The organism is Nonlabens antarcticus, assembly GCF_015356755.1.
Classification (GTDB): domain Bacteria; phylum Bacteroidota; class Bacteroidia; order Flavobacteriales; family Flavobacteriaceae; genus Nonlabens; species Nonlabens antarcticus.
The window spans coordinates 250,768-266,775 of sequence record NZ_JADFCO010000065.1; the positions used below are offsets into that span (position 1 = coordinate 250,768).

Genomic DNA, 16,008 nt, shown 5'->3' on the forward strand with positions numbered 1-16,008 from the left:
CCTGGCGCCGCACTGAGTGCAGTCGAAGTGTGGGCCCACTTAAAGACCTTAGGTAATCTAAGGTCTTTTTTATTTCGTGAATTCTCATTACAGTCGCAACCTCAATGCCCTTCTGGGCGAGAAACTTGTGCCACACTTGATGCGGTAAGCCCAGGCGCCGCACTGAGCGCAGTCGAAGTGTGGGCCCACTCAAAGACCTTAGTTAATTCTAAGGTCTTTTTTATTTCCTGAATTCTAATTACGATCGCAATCTCAATACTCATCTGGACTAGAAGCTTGTGCCGCACTTGATGCGTTAAACCCAAGCGCCGCACTGAGCGCAGTCGAAGTGTGAGCCCACTTAAAGACCTTAGTTAATTCTAAGGTCTTTTTTTATTTTCTAAATTCTCATTACGATTACAATCTTAATGCCCATCTGGACGACAAGCTTGTGCCGCACTTGATGCAGTAATCTGAAATGAACCAAAAATAAAACACGTGCTATTTGCTATAAATTTTGATTCTAGTCAAACTGTTACTAGACCTCTTGGCGTTCTCGTTTGCCCTAATGATTTACAGTAAATATTGCGTTAAGGATTGTAGTGAAAATCCTTTTTAAGCCTTTCGGGATGTTATGCTTGCTTAAAAAGATTGAAACGAAAAGCCTGGCCGAGGCCATAGCCGAGGCAACGCCCAAAAGAACATGCTCATTATAAAATGTATCCCAGTCATAATCTCAATCTTTTCAAATCCTTATCTTTATCCAGATCTAAAAATTTCTCATGAAAAAAATGTTATTAATGATTACCGCTGGGGTTTTTCTAGCCAGTTGTGGTTCTAATCAAGTTTCTAAAAAGACGCAAGCCTCTTCTGACAACCCGTACTACTGGCAGCAACATGTCAATTATGATATGGATATAAAAATGGATGTAAATCGCTATCAATATGATGGTAAGCAGACTCTAGTTTATACAAACAATTCTCCAGAAACACTGGATCGCGTTTATTATCACATGTATTATAATGCGTTCCAGCCAGGAAGTGAAATGGATGTACGATCACGCACTATTAATGATCCAGATCGTCGAGTAGGGTCTCGTATTGAAGCGTTAAAGCCTAATGAGCAAGGATTCCTGCATGTGAGTAATATGACTCAAGATGGAAAAACTCTTTCTCCTATGGAAGAAGGAACTCTTCTTATCGTTCCACTTGCCCAAGCTTTAAAACCTGGACAATCCACAACTTTTGAATTGGATTTCAATGGTCAACTTCCTGTACAAATTAGACGTAGTGGTCGTAATAATGCAGAAGGTGTGGCACTTTCTATGACACAGTGGTATCCTAAAATGGTCGAGTTTGATAAAGATGGATGGAATGCCAGTCCATACATAGGCCGTGAATTTCATGGTGTTTGGGGTGATTTTGATGTTAAAATCACCATAGATAAAGAGTATACGATAGGAGGAACTGGTTACTTACAGAATCCTAAAGAAATAGGACATGGCTATGATACCCCTAATTCTGGTCCAGGAAAAGGAGAAAACGGTATGTTAACCTGGCATTTTAAAGCTCCAATGGTGCACGATTTTGCTTGGGGCGCAGATCCTAATTATATACACGATATCTACAAGGGAGCAAATGATGTTGACCTTCACTTCTTTTATAAAGACAACGCAGCAATCAAGGATAACTGGAAAAAATTACAACCAGCAACAAACCAGATGTTGGAGTTTTTTAACAAGCATATAGGTCAATATCCTTACAAACAATACTCTGTGATTCAAGGCGGTGATGGCGGTATGGAATATGCCATGAGCACATTAATTACTGGCGAGCGCAGTTTTGGAAGTCTTGCTGGCGTTACTGCACATGAATTTGCACATTCCTGGTTCAACCATGTATTAGCAACTAATGAGCTTAAACATGAGTGGATGGATGAAGGCTTTACTTCCTACATTTCTGATGAGGCCATGAACGAGGTATTCAACGAGAACAAGGAAAACCCATCAGCGGGATCTTACAGCGGGTACATCAGACTTGCGACCTCTGGCATTGAGCAACCACAAACTACCCATGCAGACCGCTATGCACTTAACGGTGCTTATGGGACCAGTGCTTATTCAAAAGGAGCCGTTTTCCTTGCACAGTTAGGTTACATTGTAGGTGAAAACGTGCGCGACCAGATCATTAAAGAATATTACAACACTTGGAAATTCAAGCACCCTACACCTAACGATTTTAAACGAGTAGCAGAGCGCGTGAGTGGTTTTGAATTAGACTGGTACCTTACAGACTGGACCATGACAACAAATACTATCGATTATGCCATTGATGGTGTGCGTACAGAAAATGGAGCTGCTATGGTATCGCTTTCGCGAAAGGGTCTTATGCCTATGCCACTTGATGTTCAAGTTACCATGACAGATGGCAGCAGCAAAATGTATTACGTTCCACTAGAAATGATGTACAATGAAAAAACAGTTCCTACTAACTGGACTGTAGAAAATGACTGGGCCTGGGCTTATCCTACCTACGAGTTTGCTATAGATGGTGTCGATGCAGCAAGTATTGATAGCATCACTATCGATCCAAAAAATAAAATGGCAGATGTGAATAAGGAAAATAACTTATATACTAAATAAGGAGTTCTGATTTTATATAGACAAGCCAGCTCAAATGAGCTGGCTTTCTTTTTTTCAAAAACTATCAGAATTAGTTAACTCCAGTATCTTTACCGTATGAAATTCACTTTGGGCAAAGACAAAAAACTGAAAAGTAAAAAGGCGATAGAACAACTTTTTGTTAGCGGGTTGTCCATTAGAAAAGGAGCATTACGCCTAAAGTATTTAAGTGTTCCAGGAGGTGAAGATCACAAAGTAGCCTTCAGCGTGCCGAAACGTTTTTTTAAACTTGCCGTTGATCGCAATAGGGTAAAGCGATTGATGCGCGAGGTATATCGATTGCACCAGCATGAAATAAAAACCCCAGAAAACCAGTTCTATAATTTCATGTGGATCTACCAGTCTAATAAGCTCCCAGACTATGAACACCTGGAACGGTTGATGAAACCAGTATTGCATCAATTGGCAAAAAGCACCATACCTGAAGAAGTCAACAAGTCGTCTTAAAAAGCTTCTTTACTACAGTTTAAGCTATATTTAATTAACTTATTAGAAAGCAATACTTTATGAGATCGAGCACCATCAGTATCAAACGCCATATTCTATTACCTATTTTAGGTGCTGGATTCTTCTTGTCATTAGCGAGCTTTAAAGATGATTTTTTTGAAATCGCAAAACAGATTGAAATATTTACAGAAATGTACAAGCAGCTCAACATGAACTATGTGGATGAAACTAATCCTGCAGAGCTCATGGATAGTGCGATAAACGGAATGCTATCAGATCTAGATCCCTACACGATATACTGGACAGAACAAGAAGTCGAAAGAGCCAAGATTAATTCCCGCGGTGAGTTTACTGGAATAGGTGCAAATGTGAGCACTCAGGCAGATAAATTGATTATCATGGAACCTTGGAAAGATTATCCCGCAGATAAAGCCGGACTAAAAGCAGGCGATGAGATTATAAAAATTGATGGTACAAGTATTTCAGATTATAAAGATAATGCTGGCGAACTGCTACAAGGATCAGCAGGAACTGAGGTGAATGTGACCTACATGAGGCAAGGGAAAAAAAATACTGCCACGTTAAAACGAGCTGCCGTAGAAATACAAGCAGTTCCCTTTTTTGAGATGGCTACACCAGAAATAGGGTATGTCATCCTATCAAAATTCAACGAGAAAGCTTCTAGAGAAACTAAGGAAGCCATCAAGCAGCTCAAGGAAAAAGGAGCTAAAAAAATTATTCTGGACTTGCGAGGAAATCCAGGAGGGTTGTTAAGCGAGGCAGTGAACGTTTCTAATCTCTTTATTGAAAAAGATAAATTGATTACCAGTACAAAATCTAGCGTGGATAAGTATAATAAAACCTACCTGACTAAACGCAATGCTTATGATGCAGATATCCCTTTAGTGGTTTTGATCAATGGCCGCAGTGCCAGTGCTAGCGAGATAGTCAGTGGTAGTGTCCAGGATTACGATCGTGGCGTGGTGATAGGAGCCAGAAGCTTTGGTAAAGGACTGGTACAGCGCCCACAAGAGTTGAGTTATGGAACGCAGGTAAAAATTACAATTTCTAGATATTACACACCCAGCGGTCGCAGTATACAGGCGCTGGATTACTGGAATCGCGATACAGATGGTAACGCTGTACGCACAAAAAAGGAAGATTATAAAGCCTATAAAACGGTAAACAGCGGTCGTACCGTTTATGATGGTGGCGGCGTGGATCCAGACATAAAGCTCCCTAGCGCTGCTTATTCTCCCATCACAACCTCATTATTGCGGGAAAATGCGATTTTTGACTACGCTACAGATTTCTATTATTCACACCAGTATTCAGACCTTGATAAGATCCAGCTTACAGATGCAGACTTCAATGCATTTGTGGCGTGGATCGAATCTCGCGGCTTTAATTTTGATACAGAAACGGAGTCCGCTTTTGCGAAAGCTTACAAAACAGCGATCCTTGAAGAGCTGGATGATGATATAACGACCAGTTATAAAGGCATGATGCAATCCATTCAAAATGCTAAGAAAAAAGACTTACGCGATAAAAAAGCCGAAATCATGAGTTTGCTGACTGATGAAATTGTAAAGAGATACTTCTATAGAGAGGGTCTTTATAATCATCAACTCAAATATAATGCAGAGATTCAAGCGGCTATTAAAGTTCTCAATAGCCCCACAGAATATCATAAGATTTTAAATTGATGAAGCTAACAGCGACTTGCTTTTTTTTGTTTTGTTTAATGGCTAGCGCTAGCGCGCAAATTACTGTGGAGCACAGTGTATTTTTTGATTTAGATAAACATACCTTCAAAAGAAGCGAATTACGGTCTTTTGAAAGTTTCTTTAAAGATTTACTATACCTCCCCATTCTCGATGTCGTCATTTTAGGATATACAGATGATCGTGGAACCTTAGAATATAATCAAAAGCTTTCAGAAGATAGGGTAGAAACTGTCGCTATGTGGTTGCTCGACAACGATATCAACCTTATGAATATTTATAAAGAGATTGCCGGGAAAGGGGAAATCGCATTAAATGGAGATTCTAATAGAGTGGCTATTATCAAAGCCCGTGCACAAAATAGGAGGGTGGACGTACGTTTTATTTTAGAAGAATCTGCTGCAAACCGGATCGCTATTAAATCCTTGCAGAAAAAGAATTTAACGTCAGATCAACTTAAAATTATTAACGATTACGAAGAGAAAGTAATCTATCAAGTACGTAAAAAGTCAGATAGTAAGCAGGCCATAACTGTAATGGATCTGGATGAATATTTTTATGTTCCCACCGTCATTAGTCCTCCAGTAAATAGTAAGGAAGAACCTTTTAAATCCTTGTTGCGTAAAGACATTTCAGAAGGCGAGACTATTCTTTTAAAGGACATTCACTTTTTAAGAGGACGGTCGACACTCAATCCAGAATCCATTCCGCTAGTGAAGCGTGTGATTGAGATCTTGCGGGCCAGGCCTAACATTCATTTTGAAATTAATGGGCACGTGTGTTGTATCGACTCAAGGTTTGAAGATGCCCTCGACAGGAATACGATGAAATCTGACCTATCTGAAGCGCGTGCACGATTGATTTACAGGGTCTTTTTAGAATATCAAATTGACATGAAACGTATGAAATTTCAAGGTTTCGGTCGTAAAAAACCCCTCGGCGGCACTGATAAAGAGGACCGCCGGGTGGAATTATATATTACTAAAGTCGATTAAAATCCTTTATTTGAAATTAATGATCGTAATATTGCGATGACTATGGGGTTGACTAAAACAGAGCATTTTACTAAGGAGATTAATGCGGTTGCCGCTTTCGCGAAAGCGGTGGGACATCCAGCCCGGCTGGTCATCATCAAATATCTGTTAGAACGGGAAACCTGTGTTTGTGGAGACTTAGTTAAAGAAATAGGACTTGCCCAACCAACGATTTCCCAGCATTTAAAAGCACTTAAGGAAGCCGGTATTATACGCGGCACCGTGGAGGGAGCGAGCATCTGTTATTGCATTAATACTGATAAATGGAACATGATGAATCAAGAATTGCGCAAACATTTGATCATAATTCCAAACTTGAAAAGTGATTGCTGCTAAATAATATATTATGAAATTATCTGAATTTTCAAAAGAACTAGAAGACCTGGATCGCATCGCATTCTTGCTAGAAGATGGAACAGCAGTTCCTGGACATTTCCACGTAACGGAAGTAGGAAAAGTGCACCGGCATTTTATAGATTGTGGCGGTAAAGAACGAGAAGAAACAGTGATCAATTTTCAACTGTGGAATGCAAACGATTATGACCACCGTTTACACCCTGAAAAATTGAGAAGTATTATAGCACTTTCAAAACAAAAATTAAATTTACCCAATGCAGAAATTGAGGTAGAATATCAAGCCGAAACCATTGGTAAATATGGATTAGAGTACGATGGGACATCCTTTGTATTAACTAATAAACAAACGGCTTGTCTAGCAGAAGATGCTTGCGGCATTCCGGAGAAAAAGCCACGTATACGTATTTCTACACTCACCGCTAACTCTTGCACACCAGATTCTGGTTGCTGCTAAAACTCTCTTATGTTTACACCAATAAAAACTTACATTGAAGAACTGAATGTCTCCAGCGTTTCAGAATCAAGAAAAGAAGTGTTGAATCCATTGAAGGATTATATTTCTTCTAAGATTTCTAGCTCTCAAGAGATCCACCTCAGCTTTATTTGTACCCATAATTCCCGTCGCAGTCAATTAGGCCAGGTATGGTCGCAAGTTATGGCAGCCTATTTTCAGGTTCCTAATGTCATGACGTACTCAGGAGGGACTGAAGCAACCGCCGTATTTGTTGCAATTATTGACACTCTTAAAAAGCAACATTTCCAGGTTGAACTGGTTGATGAAACTGATAATCCGGTATATTCTGTAGCTTATTCTGAAGACGATGCATCCTATTTGTTCTCTAAAAAAGTGGAAGATTCCAGCAATCCAGAAGAGGGTTTTGCAGCTATCATGACTTGCTCGCAAGCAGATGAGGATTGTCCTGTGATTTCTGGAGCCGAAAAGCGTTTTTCAATTCCGTATGAAGATCCTAAAACTTCTGACGGTACAGATTCTCAACATGAAACCTATATGCAGTGTAGCATCCAAATCGCTATCGAAATGAAGTATGTCTTCTCAGAAATGCAAGCTTAGTGGCTTCTAAAAGACTAGGGTTTCTTAATCGATACCTGACGTTATGGATATTTATTGCCATGGCAATAGGTGTTGGGCTGGGATATTTCGATCCTAATATGGACAAACTCATCAATAGCATGAGTAGTGGTTCTACAAACATTCCCATTGCGATAGGATTGATACTTATGATGTATCCACCACTCGCAAAAGCCGATTATAAACTGCTTCCAAAAGTCTTTAAAAACACAAAGGTTCTTAGTATTTCATTACTCCTCAACTGGATAATTGGTCCAGTTTTGATGTTTGTTCTTGCTATTATTTTCCTGCATGATTATCCAGAATATATGGTAGGATTGATCTTAATAGGCCTTGCGCGTTGTATTGCCATGGTTCTGGTATGGAATGATCTTGCAGAAGGTTCTCCAGAATACGGCGCTGGCCTGGTCGCGCTCAACAGTATTTTTCAGGTTTTTGCTTATTCTTTTTATGCCTGGCTATTTATTACGGTGTTGCCACCTTATTTTGGTTTTGAAGGATCCATCGTCGATATTTCTATTACCACTATTGCAGAAAGCGTGGCGATTTACTTGGGAATTCCTTTTATCATGGGAGTTTTAAGCAGGTACTTTTTAGTGAGGTTATATGGAAAAACCTGGTATGAGCATACGTTTATACCCGCTATCTCACCTGTCACCCTGATTGCCCTTTTACTAACTATTGTACTGATGTTTTCTTTGAAAGGTGAGATGATTGTGGAGCTACCGCAAGATGTGCTTTTGATTGCAGTGCCGTTGTTGATTTACTTTTTAGTAATGTTCTTGATAGGATTTTTCATCAGTAAGGCTCGCGGAGCCAGTTATAGTGAGAATGCCGCGATTGCTTTTACTGCAGCTGGAAATAATTTTGAGCTTGCGATTGCTGTTGCGATTGCCGTTTTTGGTCTCAATTCTGGACAAGCTTTTACAGGAGTTATAGGACCACTGGTAGAAGTTCCAGCGCTTATTTTATTAGTTCGGGTTTCTTTTTGGTTGAAGAAGCGCTACTACCCAACTGATCCTGTTATGTAAGTCTCTTTAGGGATAAGAAACCTTAATACAAACCTTAACAATGTGAACTCATGCAACTATAAATTTGCTGCATCAGCATATTGGAGATTAATTCACAGCAGTAAGTTATTACAGATAGAATTGAAATTTGCCGCAATGGTCAAATCAAACCATTTTTGTAGCCGTCATTTCCATATGTGGTATTCCATCCTCTAGATATTCATCACCACTCTCTAAAAATCCAAGATCATTGTAAAATTTCCTAAGATAAACCTGTGCTGATATTTTGATGCGTGGTTCCGCCTCCGCACTTCGACTGCGCTCAATATGAATTTCTTCGTCGCTTTGCTCCTTGAAAGTGATCACTTTCTGATCATTTTGCTCATCAAAAGCATACTTCATACTCACTTTCATTATTTGTTTACCATAATCTAATCTGCGGGATTTAGGACTCACTACCACTCGACCTATGCTGCTTTGATCAAGGTAATCCCCAGCTTTAAACACCCGCGTATAGGCTGCAAGCAAATCGCCATCATAACCTAAAATATGCATAGCTTTTTGATCGTTACCGTCGATGTCCTGATAAACACAATCCTGCTCTACCACAAAAACTTCTGATCTCAACTGCAAGAGATCGTAAAGTTCATTAGAGGTAAGTTCTTCAAATGTCTTAATCTTAAATTGAATCATCTAGAATCGTTTGGGAACATTATTTTGCTGGGGTGGTTTGATACCTATTCTTATATCAGTAATAATTTTCTCAAGCATATTACCGAATTCTTCATCACCTTGTGCCATCAAATCCTGACGCACTCGATCTAGATCTTCTAGAGTTTCTTCCTTTTCGTCTTCCTCATAAAGTTCCAACTCCCGCCAGATTTCCATGAGTTTTTTTTCTGGATGAATTGCAGTTCGCAGTTGGTGTATTATAATAGAAGCTTCTTTTTTCATCTCTTATTGCCCATTACGGGTATCTTTTTAAATTATCAGTTTGTTACGTCATGACTAGCAACCATTTGTTGAGCTAAGAACATTTCTTGACGCTATAAAAGTCGTTACTGACACTCATAATTTACTATAACAACCTAAAATGGCACCATTCTTATTTCCACCATTAAACATCCTACTCTATTAAAACTTTCGATATGCTAAAGACTGCAGATTATCTATTAGAAGCTGTTCCTTATCTATCTTATATAGTTCCAACCTCTCAATGACTTGCTTTAATTGGATTGCATTTAGGTTTTTGTACGCTGGTGTGTCTAGTCTGTTGCTCCACTTATCGGCAGTAACTTTATCAAGCACTATACGCCAGTAGCAATGGTTTTTAAAATTTAGATCTTTATGAATAGTAGGCAGTTCGTTTGCCAACTCAAAATAACGCTTTTCTAAATTTTTTATAGACATAGACTAGCAACTGATCTTTTGAACGCGGCGATCGTGACGTCCACCTTCAAACTTAGTATTGATAAAAGTCTCCACCATTTCAACTGCTTGTGTAATGGAAGTAAACCGTGCAGGAATACATATGATATTTGCATTGTTGTGCTGGCGAGCAAGAAAAGCAATTTCTTTGGTCCAGCAAACTGCACCACGTACCTCAGCATATTTATTGACTGTCATGGAAACACCTTGAGCACTTCCACATATAACTACAGCAAGTTCTGCATTTCCATTAACTATATCTTGGGCAACAGGGTGAGCAAAATCTGGGTAATCCACACTTTTTTCATCATTAGTGCCATGGTTTGTAATTTCATGGTTTGCATTCTTTAAAAAATCAACGATTGCCTTCTTGTAGTCCGGTCCTGCGTGATCGTTACCTATGGAAATTTTCATTTGATGGATTTTTATCATACAAAAATACGGTTAGTCAGCACATTATGGACTTATGAACAATACTAGTTTTCACAGGTATCATAAACAACATACAACCTGTTAATAAAATCTAAAAGAAAGTTCTAGGATAAGTCATTTAAAAAATGCTATGGAAATTTTGAGCTGGGAAACCTAAATATAAGTAGGCTATTTTCTAGCGAGTTTTCAGACCATTTTCAATAGAAGTTAACAATGAAAAATGTATACACTTTTGAACAAATGATGGTTAATTTGACTTATTGACAACTGTGGTTAGAATCATATAAATAGCTGTTTTTAAAATCAATACCTATCATATAATATGTGAACAACCTGTTATAACTAGATACATGTCAACATAGCTAAATATTCTTCTTAAAAATATACCGCTATACACAGTACATCATCATCATCATTTTTATTTTAAATTATTAGAAAAAAGAAATATGATATATATAGTTGTTGATAAGAGAAAAATGAATCTATAGAATAGGAATTCCCATAACGGAATCACTTCAATTATTTAAAAAATAAAGGAATTTATAGAATGGATTTAACGGCTACAAAATAGAAGGCTAGAACACCTAAAATTAAAATGGTGACGAATAACAAGATGGTCACATTTGAAATAGTAAAAGGATTTTTTAATCTCATAATAACTATATGACTTTGCTTATAGGGAAAAGTTTAACAAAGATACATTATTTACCTAATTAAGTGTTAATTGCAGGTAAACAGAGTATTAAGTTATTCCTTTAAGATCATCTTTTAACTGTGGTACTCTGAATATGTTAACTTTACGCCCATATGAGTACAAATAATAAAAAACCAAGTAAGTCTAAGTTTCAAAACTTAACTCAGGCAATTACTAATGTCTTTAACACAGACAAGGATAGTATCCTAAATTACAAACAGATTTGTTCAAAGTTAAGTATCACTGATACCAGCGGAAGAAATCAAGTCATTAAAAAGCTACACCAACTCAAGGCCAAAGGTCAAATTGAAGAAGTAGATAGAGGCAAATTCAAGCTAATAAAAGCCATTGATTACTATACCGGGAGAATAGATATAAGCTCTAGAGGTACTGGGTATGTTATCACAACAGAACTTCAGGAAGATATCATGGTACCTCGCAAATCGCTAGGACAAGCACTTAACGGTGATGATGTCGAAGTTCACGTTTATCATAGACGTCGTGGTCAGCAACCAGAAGGTGAGATCACCAAAATCATCAAGCGCAACAAAACGGAATTTGTAGGAACCATTCAGGTTCATGAGAAATTTGCTTTTGTCAACGTTACAGATCATAAAGTACAAACTGATTTCTTCATACCAGGTAAAATGATCAATGGCGCAAAAGATGGTCAGGTCGTTTTGGTAGAATTCATCGACTGGAACGATAAGCAAGATTCCCCTACAGGATCTATTAAGGCAGTTCTGGGAGAACCTGGTGAGCATGATACAGAAATCCACGCGATTTTGGCACAATATGGTTTACCATATGAGTTTCCTGAAGCCGTAGAGAAAGAAGCAAAAAAACTTGATTTCACCATATCAGACAACGATATTTCTGTCAGACGTGATATGCGGGACACGCTAACCTATACGATTGATCCTGCAGATGCTAAGGATTTTGATGATGCACTTTCCTTCAAAAAGATGGAAAACGGTAGCTTTGAAATCGGTATTCATATTGCAGACGTCTCACATTATGTAAGACCTAATACGATTCTGGAAACGGAAGCTTATGAGCGCGCCACATCGGTTTATCTGGTGGATCGCGTGGTTCCTATGTTGCCAGAAGTACTTTCAAATGGCGTTTGTTCCTTGAATCCCAACGAGGATAAATTGACTTTTTCTGCGGTTTTTGAAATGGATGGTAACGGTAAAGTTACTAAAGAATGGTTCGGTCGCACGATTATACATTCAGACCAGCGATTTGCCTATGAAGAAGCCCAGCATATTATTGAGACTGGAAAAGGGGATATGCCTGAGGATATTTCGCTTTCGCGAAAGCGAACTCAAATCAGCCCTGAAATAGTTGAGGCAACTCTAACTTTGGACAGCATTGCAAAGAAAATGCGAGCTGCCCGAATGAAAGCAGGAGCATTAAGCTTTGATAAAACTGAGGTGAAATTTGACCTCAACGAAAACAGTGAGCCGGTAGGTGTTTTCTTTAAAACATCGAAAGATGCAAATAAACTAATCGAGGAATTCATGTTGCTGGCCAATAAAAAAGTGGCGGCATTTATAGGAAAAAGATCTCCTAAACAGACATTTGTTTATCGAATTCACGCAGAGCCTAACGATGAAAAGTTATCTGCCCTCGCACAATTTGTAACGAAATTTGGTCGTACGTTAGACCTGAGAGATCGCAAAACGATCACGCAATCCCTGAACAAATTACTGGAAGATGTAAAAGGATCCAAGGAGCAAAACATGATCGACACGCTTGCGATACGAACGATGTCTAAGGCAGAATATTCTACGGAAAACATAGGCCATTACGGTCTAGCATTTGACTATTACACCCACTTTACAAGTCCCATACGACGTTATCCCGATGTCATGGTACATCGATTATTACAACATTATCTAGATGGAGGAAAGTCTGTTAATGAGGTAGAAACGATGGAAAAATGTGTGCATTCTACAGATATGGAAATCCTTGCTACAAAAGCAGAACGAGATTCCATCAAATACATGCAAGTCAAATTCATGAAAGACCATGCTGACGAGGAATTTTTAGGAGTTATTTCAGGAGCAACCGACTGGGGAATCTACATTGAAATTATCGCCAATAAATGTGAAGGAATGATTCGTCTGGGAGACCTAGACGATGATTCCTATGAATATGTAGAAGAGGAATTTGCGGTTGTGGGTCGTAAGACTAAAAATGCTTATCGTCTAGGAGATGAGGTTTACGTCAAGGTTAAAAATGCAGATCTTGTCAAAAAACATCTCGATTTCTGGATGGTAGGAGCCAAGGATAAAGTGGAAGGCAACCAAAAGAAGTAAGTCACTTTTCCTTTGAAAACTAAAACCTGTCATACGTGCCATCAAGAGCACACGACGCTGTACAGAATCCAAATTATAAAGGGATCTGAATGGATTTTTTGCTGCAAAAACTGCACGGAACTCAACCAGGCGCTACCAGATTATAAATATGGTGGTATCTGGAAGGGCTATAGACATTGAGGATTACAAACAATAATTCTATTCTTTAAAGAGTTAGGAATAATTGATGCAGTATAACTGTAACAATAGATGCTTCCCTGCATCATTTAAAAAAACCTTATCATGAAATTATTTGGAACTGCTTTCGCATTGTTCGTTACTCTAATAGCAACGGCACAAACAGATCAAGAAGTTAACATCGACCAGTTTAATACCATCAAAACTTTTGATTTGATCAAAGTAAAAATGGTAAAGTCAGACGTTAATAAACTTGAGATCAAAGGTAAGGATGGTAGCGAGGTAGAATATGTTTTTAAAAACGGACTTCTCAAGCTGCGTATGGAAACAGATAAGATATTTGATGGAGCACAAACGTTTGTGACCGTTTATTATACAGATGTAAAAACAATTGATGCTAATGAAGGTTCTGTCATTTATGCAGATGATATTTCTGGACAGGATCAGGTGGAAATTAGAGTGCAAGAAGGTGCTAAAGTGATTGCGGGAATAAATATTAATAGAGTAGAAGTAAGAGCGGTTACAGGAGGTATAGTTGAAATTTCTGGTAAAGTAATCAAGCAAGAAGTCACTGTGAATACCGGAGGAATTGTAGAAGGTAAAAATCTAAAGTCAGAAAATGCCGATGTAAAAGTTCAGGCCGGTGGCGAGGTCGAATTATATGCAAGTAAATCTGTTGATGCCATCGTTCGTGCTGGAGGTTATGTCACCGTTTATGGAAATCCTGAAAACGTAAATAAGAAAACCACATTTGGTGGTAGAATCGTAATCAAATAATAGATTTTTAAAAGGGATATTGCTGCGAACTGTCTATCCCTTTAATGTTTTATAAGCGCTATTGCATACCTTTGATTTACTAGCCAATTAAATTTGCATGGTAGAAGACATTATTAGCGCCATACCTTTAGGATTTGTCATCGCATTTCTCATAGGTCCCGTATTTTTTGCATTATTAGAAACGAGCGCTATTAAAGGGTTTCGGGCGGCTTTAGCATTTGATATAGGAGTAATTTTAGCCGACGTGGTATTTTTACTTGTAGCTTATTTCATGACATCGGCTATTTTAGTCAAGTTGAAGGATGATCCCGGTCTGTTTATTTTTGGAGGCGGTATTCTCGCTGCCTATGGTGTAATCTCTTTTGCACAAACTAGAAAATCTTATCTTAAAGAGGTAGATCCCAATGTACTTATTGTCCAGCACAATAATTACTTTAAATTACTTTTTAAAGGTTTTCTACTCAATTTTATTAATGTTGGCGTACTGGGCTTTTGGTTGGGATTGATAGTCGTATTCAGTCCTCAAATGGAAGGCGATGGTAACCGTATATTCATTTTCTTTTCTGCCGTATTAGTCACTTATTTTATTGTTGATATCATTAAGATCTTGTTAGCTAAGAGTCTTAACAGACACCTCACCCCATTACGTATCTTCTGGCTCAAACGGTTGATTGCAATTATCATGATGATTTGTGGTGGCGTTTTAATCTTCAAAGGACTCTTCCCTAAAGCAACCGAGAAATTTGAAAATCAGATTCACATTATGCCCGATCTTTCTGAGCCGGAAGAAATCGATACCTTAGAGAAACAGGTTATCTATAAGGTGGTTAAGGATACTATTGATAAAGTTCCTGCCATTACAGAAATAGATTCCGTTAATAAGGATCTAATCCCATTTGACCCATCAAGGGAAGGCCATAAAGCAGAAATAGACCTTGAAGAAAAAGATAGTATCCTCAAACTAATAGATTCTGTAAAGCAAAATCCCTTGCCTAAATAAATAGGCAAGGGATTTTTGAAGAGGCGTCAAGCGGATTCGAACCGCTGTACAAGGTTTTGCAGACCTTTGCCTAGCCACTCGGCCATGACGCCTTAATTATTAAGGAATGCAAAAGTAGTAAATTATAACTTTGCTTCTATAGCTTGTCATCGAATATTCTAAATTGAAAAGGTATTATCGCTTTTGAGTCATTTGAATGGTAACCTTTTCCACATCTCCACCTAATGGAGGATTGATCTTAGAGACTTTTACCGTTGCCTCCTTTACCATTTCCTCTTCTTTAAATACTCGGTTAAGAATGCGTTGTGCCACTTGTTCAAGTAATTTAGAACGAATGGCCATTTCTTCTTTGATAATCCTGTTGAGAGACACATAATCTACGGTATCGTTCAAGTCATCCGTTTGGGAGCTTTTGGTAAGATCTGTGGTTACTTCTAGATCAACACGATACTCGCTTCCTATGAGTTCTTCTTCATTCAAGCAACCGTGGTTTGTATAAACGCGTACGTTTTCAAGTAGAATTTTATGCATGGAGTAAAGGTAGTTAGGATCTCCAAATTAGTACCAAGCATAATGTATTAAGTATGAATATGAACAGTACAGGAATACTTACACTAATTATAATTTAACACACAATCCTCGTAGTTCACAAAACATGTTCTCTGGATACATCATATTCAAAGCGAAAATCAAAGCCAAGGCTGATAGAGTTACTGAGAGGATCGTAACATCTATATACTCGCCTATGAGAAGAAAGATCTTTATTCCTTAGACATTTCTTCTTATGGGAATGTTCATAATTGAATATGGGATACTGTATGAAAACTAAAACTTCTCTTAGTCCTAAGTATATT

At 38.3% G+C, this 16,008-nt stretch carries 16 protein-coding genes and 1 tRNA gene; 11 read left to right on the top strand and 6 right to left on the bottom strand.

The annotated features are described in order from the left end of the window. Nucleotides 1-761 precede the first annotated feature (761 nt). From IQ282_RS09250 to arsB, 8 genes are all read left to right on the top strand, one after another. The gene (locus IQ282_RS09250; protein WP_194851577.1) at nucleotides 762-2,621 is read left to right on the top strand and encodes a M1 family metallopeptidase; all 1,860 of its coding nucleotides are present in this window, start codon (nucleotides 762-764) and stop codon (nucleotides 2,619-2,621) included. A gap of 96 nt (nucleotides 2,622-2,717) precedes the next feature. Next, on the top strand, nucleotides 2,718-3,107 hold the full coding sequence (rnpA, locus tag IQ282_RS09255; protein ID WP_194851578.1) for a ribonuclease P protein component: 390 nt from the start codon (nucleotides 2,718-2,720) through the stop codon (nucleotides 3,105-3,107). 59 nt (nucleotides 3,108-3,166) lie between these two features. Further along, on the top strand, nucleotides 3,167-4,813 hold the full coding sequence (locus IQ282_RS09260) for a S41 family peptidase (protein WP_194851579.1): 1,647 nt from the start codon (nucleotides 3,167-3,169) through the stop codon (nucleotides 4,811-4,813). 38 nt (nucleotides 4,814-4,851) lie between these two features. After that, complete coding sequence (locus IQ282_RS09265; protein WP_228547281.1) at nucleotides 4,852-5,826, top strand: OmpA family protein; 975 nt, start codon at nucleotides 4,852-4,854, stop codon at nucleotides 5,824-5,826. Nucleotides 5,827-5,868: 42 nt separating this feature from the next. Beyond that, nucleotides 5,869-6,201 (top strand): ArsR/SmtB family transcription factor, encoded by a 333-nt coding sequence (locus tag IQ282_RS09270; RefSeq protein ID WP_194851581.1) that lies wholly within the window; start codon nucleotides 5,869-5,871, stop codon nucleotides 6,199-6,201. A gap of 10 nt (nucleotides 6,202-6,211) precedes the next feature. After that, nucleotides 6,212-6,676 (top strand): DUF6428 family protein, encoded by a 465-nt coding sequence (locus IQ282_RS09275; protein WP_194851582.1) that lies wholly within the window; start codon nucleotides 6,212-6,214, stop codon nucleotides 6,674-6,676. 9 nt (nucleotides 6,677-6,685) lie between these two features. Continuing rightward, on the top strand, nucleotides 6,686-7,294 hold the full coding sequence (locus IQ282_RS09280; protein ID WP_194851583.1) for a low molecular weight phosphatase family protein: 609 nt from the start codon (nucleotides 6,686-6,688) through the stop codon (nucleotides 7,292-7,294). Continuing rightward, nucleotides 7,294-8,343, top strand: coding sequence for an ACR3 family arsenite efflux transporter (gene arsB / locus IQ282_RS09285; protein ID WP_194851584.1), 1,050 nt, complete (start codon nucleotides 7,294-7,296; stop codon nucleotides 8,341-8,343). Before IQ282_RS09280 ends, arsB begins: the two co-directional genes overlap by 1 nt. Before the next feature lie 144 nt (nucleotides 8,344-8,487). On the opposite strand, the gene IQ282_RS09290 is transcribed toward arsB, so the two are convergent. The 4 genes from IQ282_RS09290 to rpiB form a co-directional block, all read right to left on the bottom strand. Further along, nucleotides 8,488-9,015: a GNAT family N-acetyltransferase gene (locus IQ282_RS09290; protein ID WP_194851585.1), complete on the bottom strand. Its 528-nt coding sequence runs from the start codon at nucleotides 9,013-9,015 to the stop codon at nucleotides 8,488-8,490. Continuing rightward, nucleotides 9,016-9,276 carry a hypothetical protein gene (locus IQ282_RS09295; protein ID WP_194851586.1) on the bottom strand — a complete coding sequence of 87 codons (261 nt, stop codon included), beginning with the start codon at nucleotides 9,274-9,276 and terminating at the stop codon, nucleotides 9,016-9,018. Between the two features lie 180 nt (nucleotides 9,277-9,456). After that, nucleotides 9,457-9,732, bottom strand: a complete 276-nt coding sequence (locus tag IQ282_RS09300; RefSeq protein ID WP_194851587.1) for an acetyltransferase — start codon at nucleotides 9,730-9,732, stop codon at nucleotides 9,457-9,459. A gap of 3 nt (nucleotides 9,733-9,735) precedes the next feature. Continuing rightward, entirely contained in the window at nucleotides 9,736-10,164 is a 429-nt protein-coding gene (rpiB, locus tag IQ282_RS09305) for a ribose 5-phosphate isomerase B (protein ID WP_194851588.1), read from the bottom strand. 825 nt (nucleotides 10,165-10,989) lie between these two features. Here rpiB and rnr point away from each other — a divergent pair. The 3 genes from rnr to IQ282_RS09320 all read left to right on the top strand — a co-directional run bounded on the left by rnr (nucleotide 10,990) and on the right by IQ282_RS09320 (nucleotide 15,154). After that, nucleotides 10,990-13,200: a ribonuclease R gene (gene rnr, locus IQ282_RS09310; RefSeq protein ID WP_194851589.1), complete on the top strand. Its 2,211-nt coding sequence runs from the start codon at nucleotides 10,990-10,992 to the stop codon at nucleotides 13,198-13,200. Nucleotides 13,201-13,482: 282 nt separating this feature from the next. Beyond that, nucleotides 13,483-14,154 carry a head GIN domain-containing protein gene (locus tag IQ282_RS09315; RefSeq protein ID WP_194851590.1) on the top strand — a complete coding sequence of 224 codons (672 nt, stop codon included), beginning with the start codon at nucleotides 13,483-13,485 and terminating at the stop codon, nucleotides 14,152-14,154. 97 nt (nucleotides 14,155-14,251) lie between these two features. Then, nucleotides 14,252-15,154, top strand: a complete 903-nt coding sequence (locus tag IQ282_RS09320) for a LysE family translocator (RefSeq protein WP_194851591.1) — start codon at nucleotides 14,252-14,254, stop codon at nucleotides 15,152-15,154. Between the two features lie 21 nt (nucleotides 15,155-15,175). Here IQ282_RS09320 and IQ282_RS09325 read toward each other — a convergent pair. After that, a tRNA-Cys gene (locus IQ282_RS09325) sits at nucleotides 15,176-15,246 on the bottom strand. A gap of 82 nt (nucleotides 15,247-15,328) precedes the next feature. Continuing rightward, a complete protein-coding gene (gene folB, locus IQ282_RS09330; protein ID WP_194851592.1) occupies nucleotides 15,329-15,685 on the bottom strand; it encodes a dihydroneopterin aldolase in 357 nt (118 codons plus the stop codon). Nucleotides 15,686-16,008: the final 323 nt, after the last annotated feature.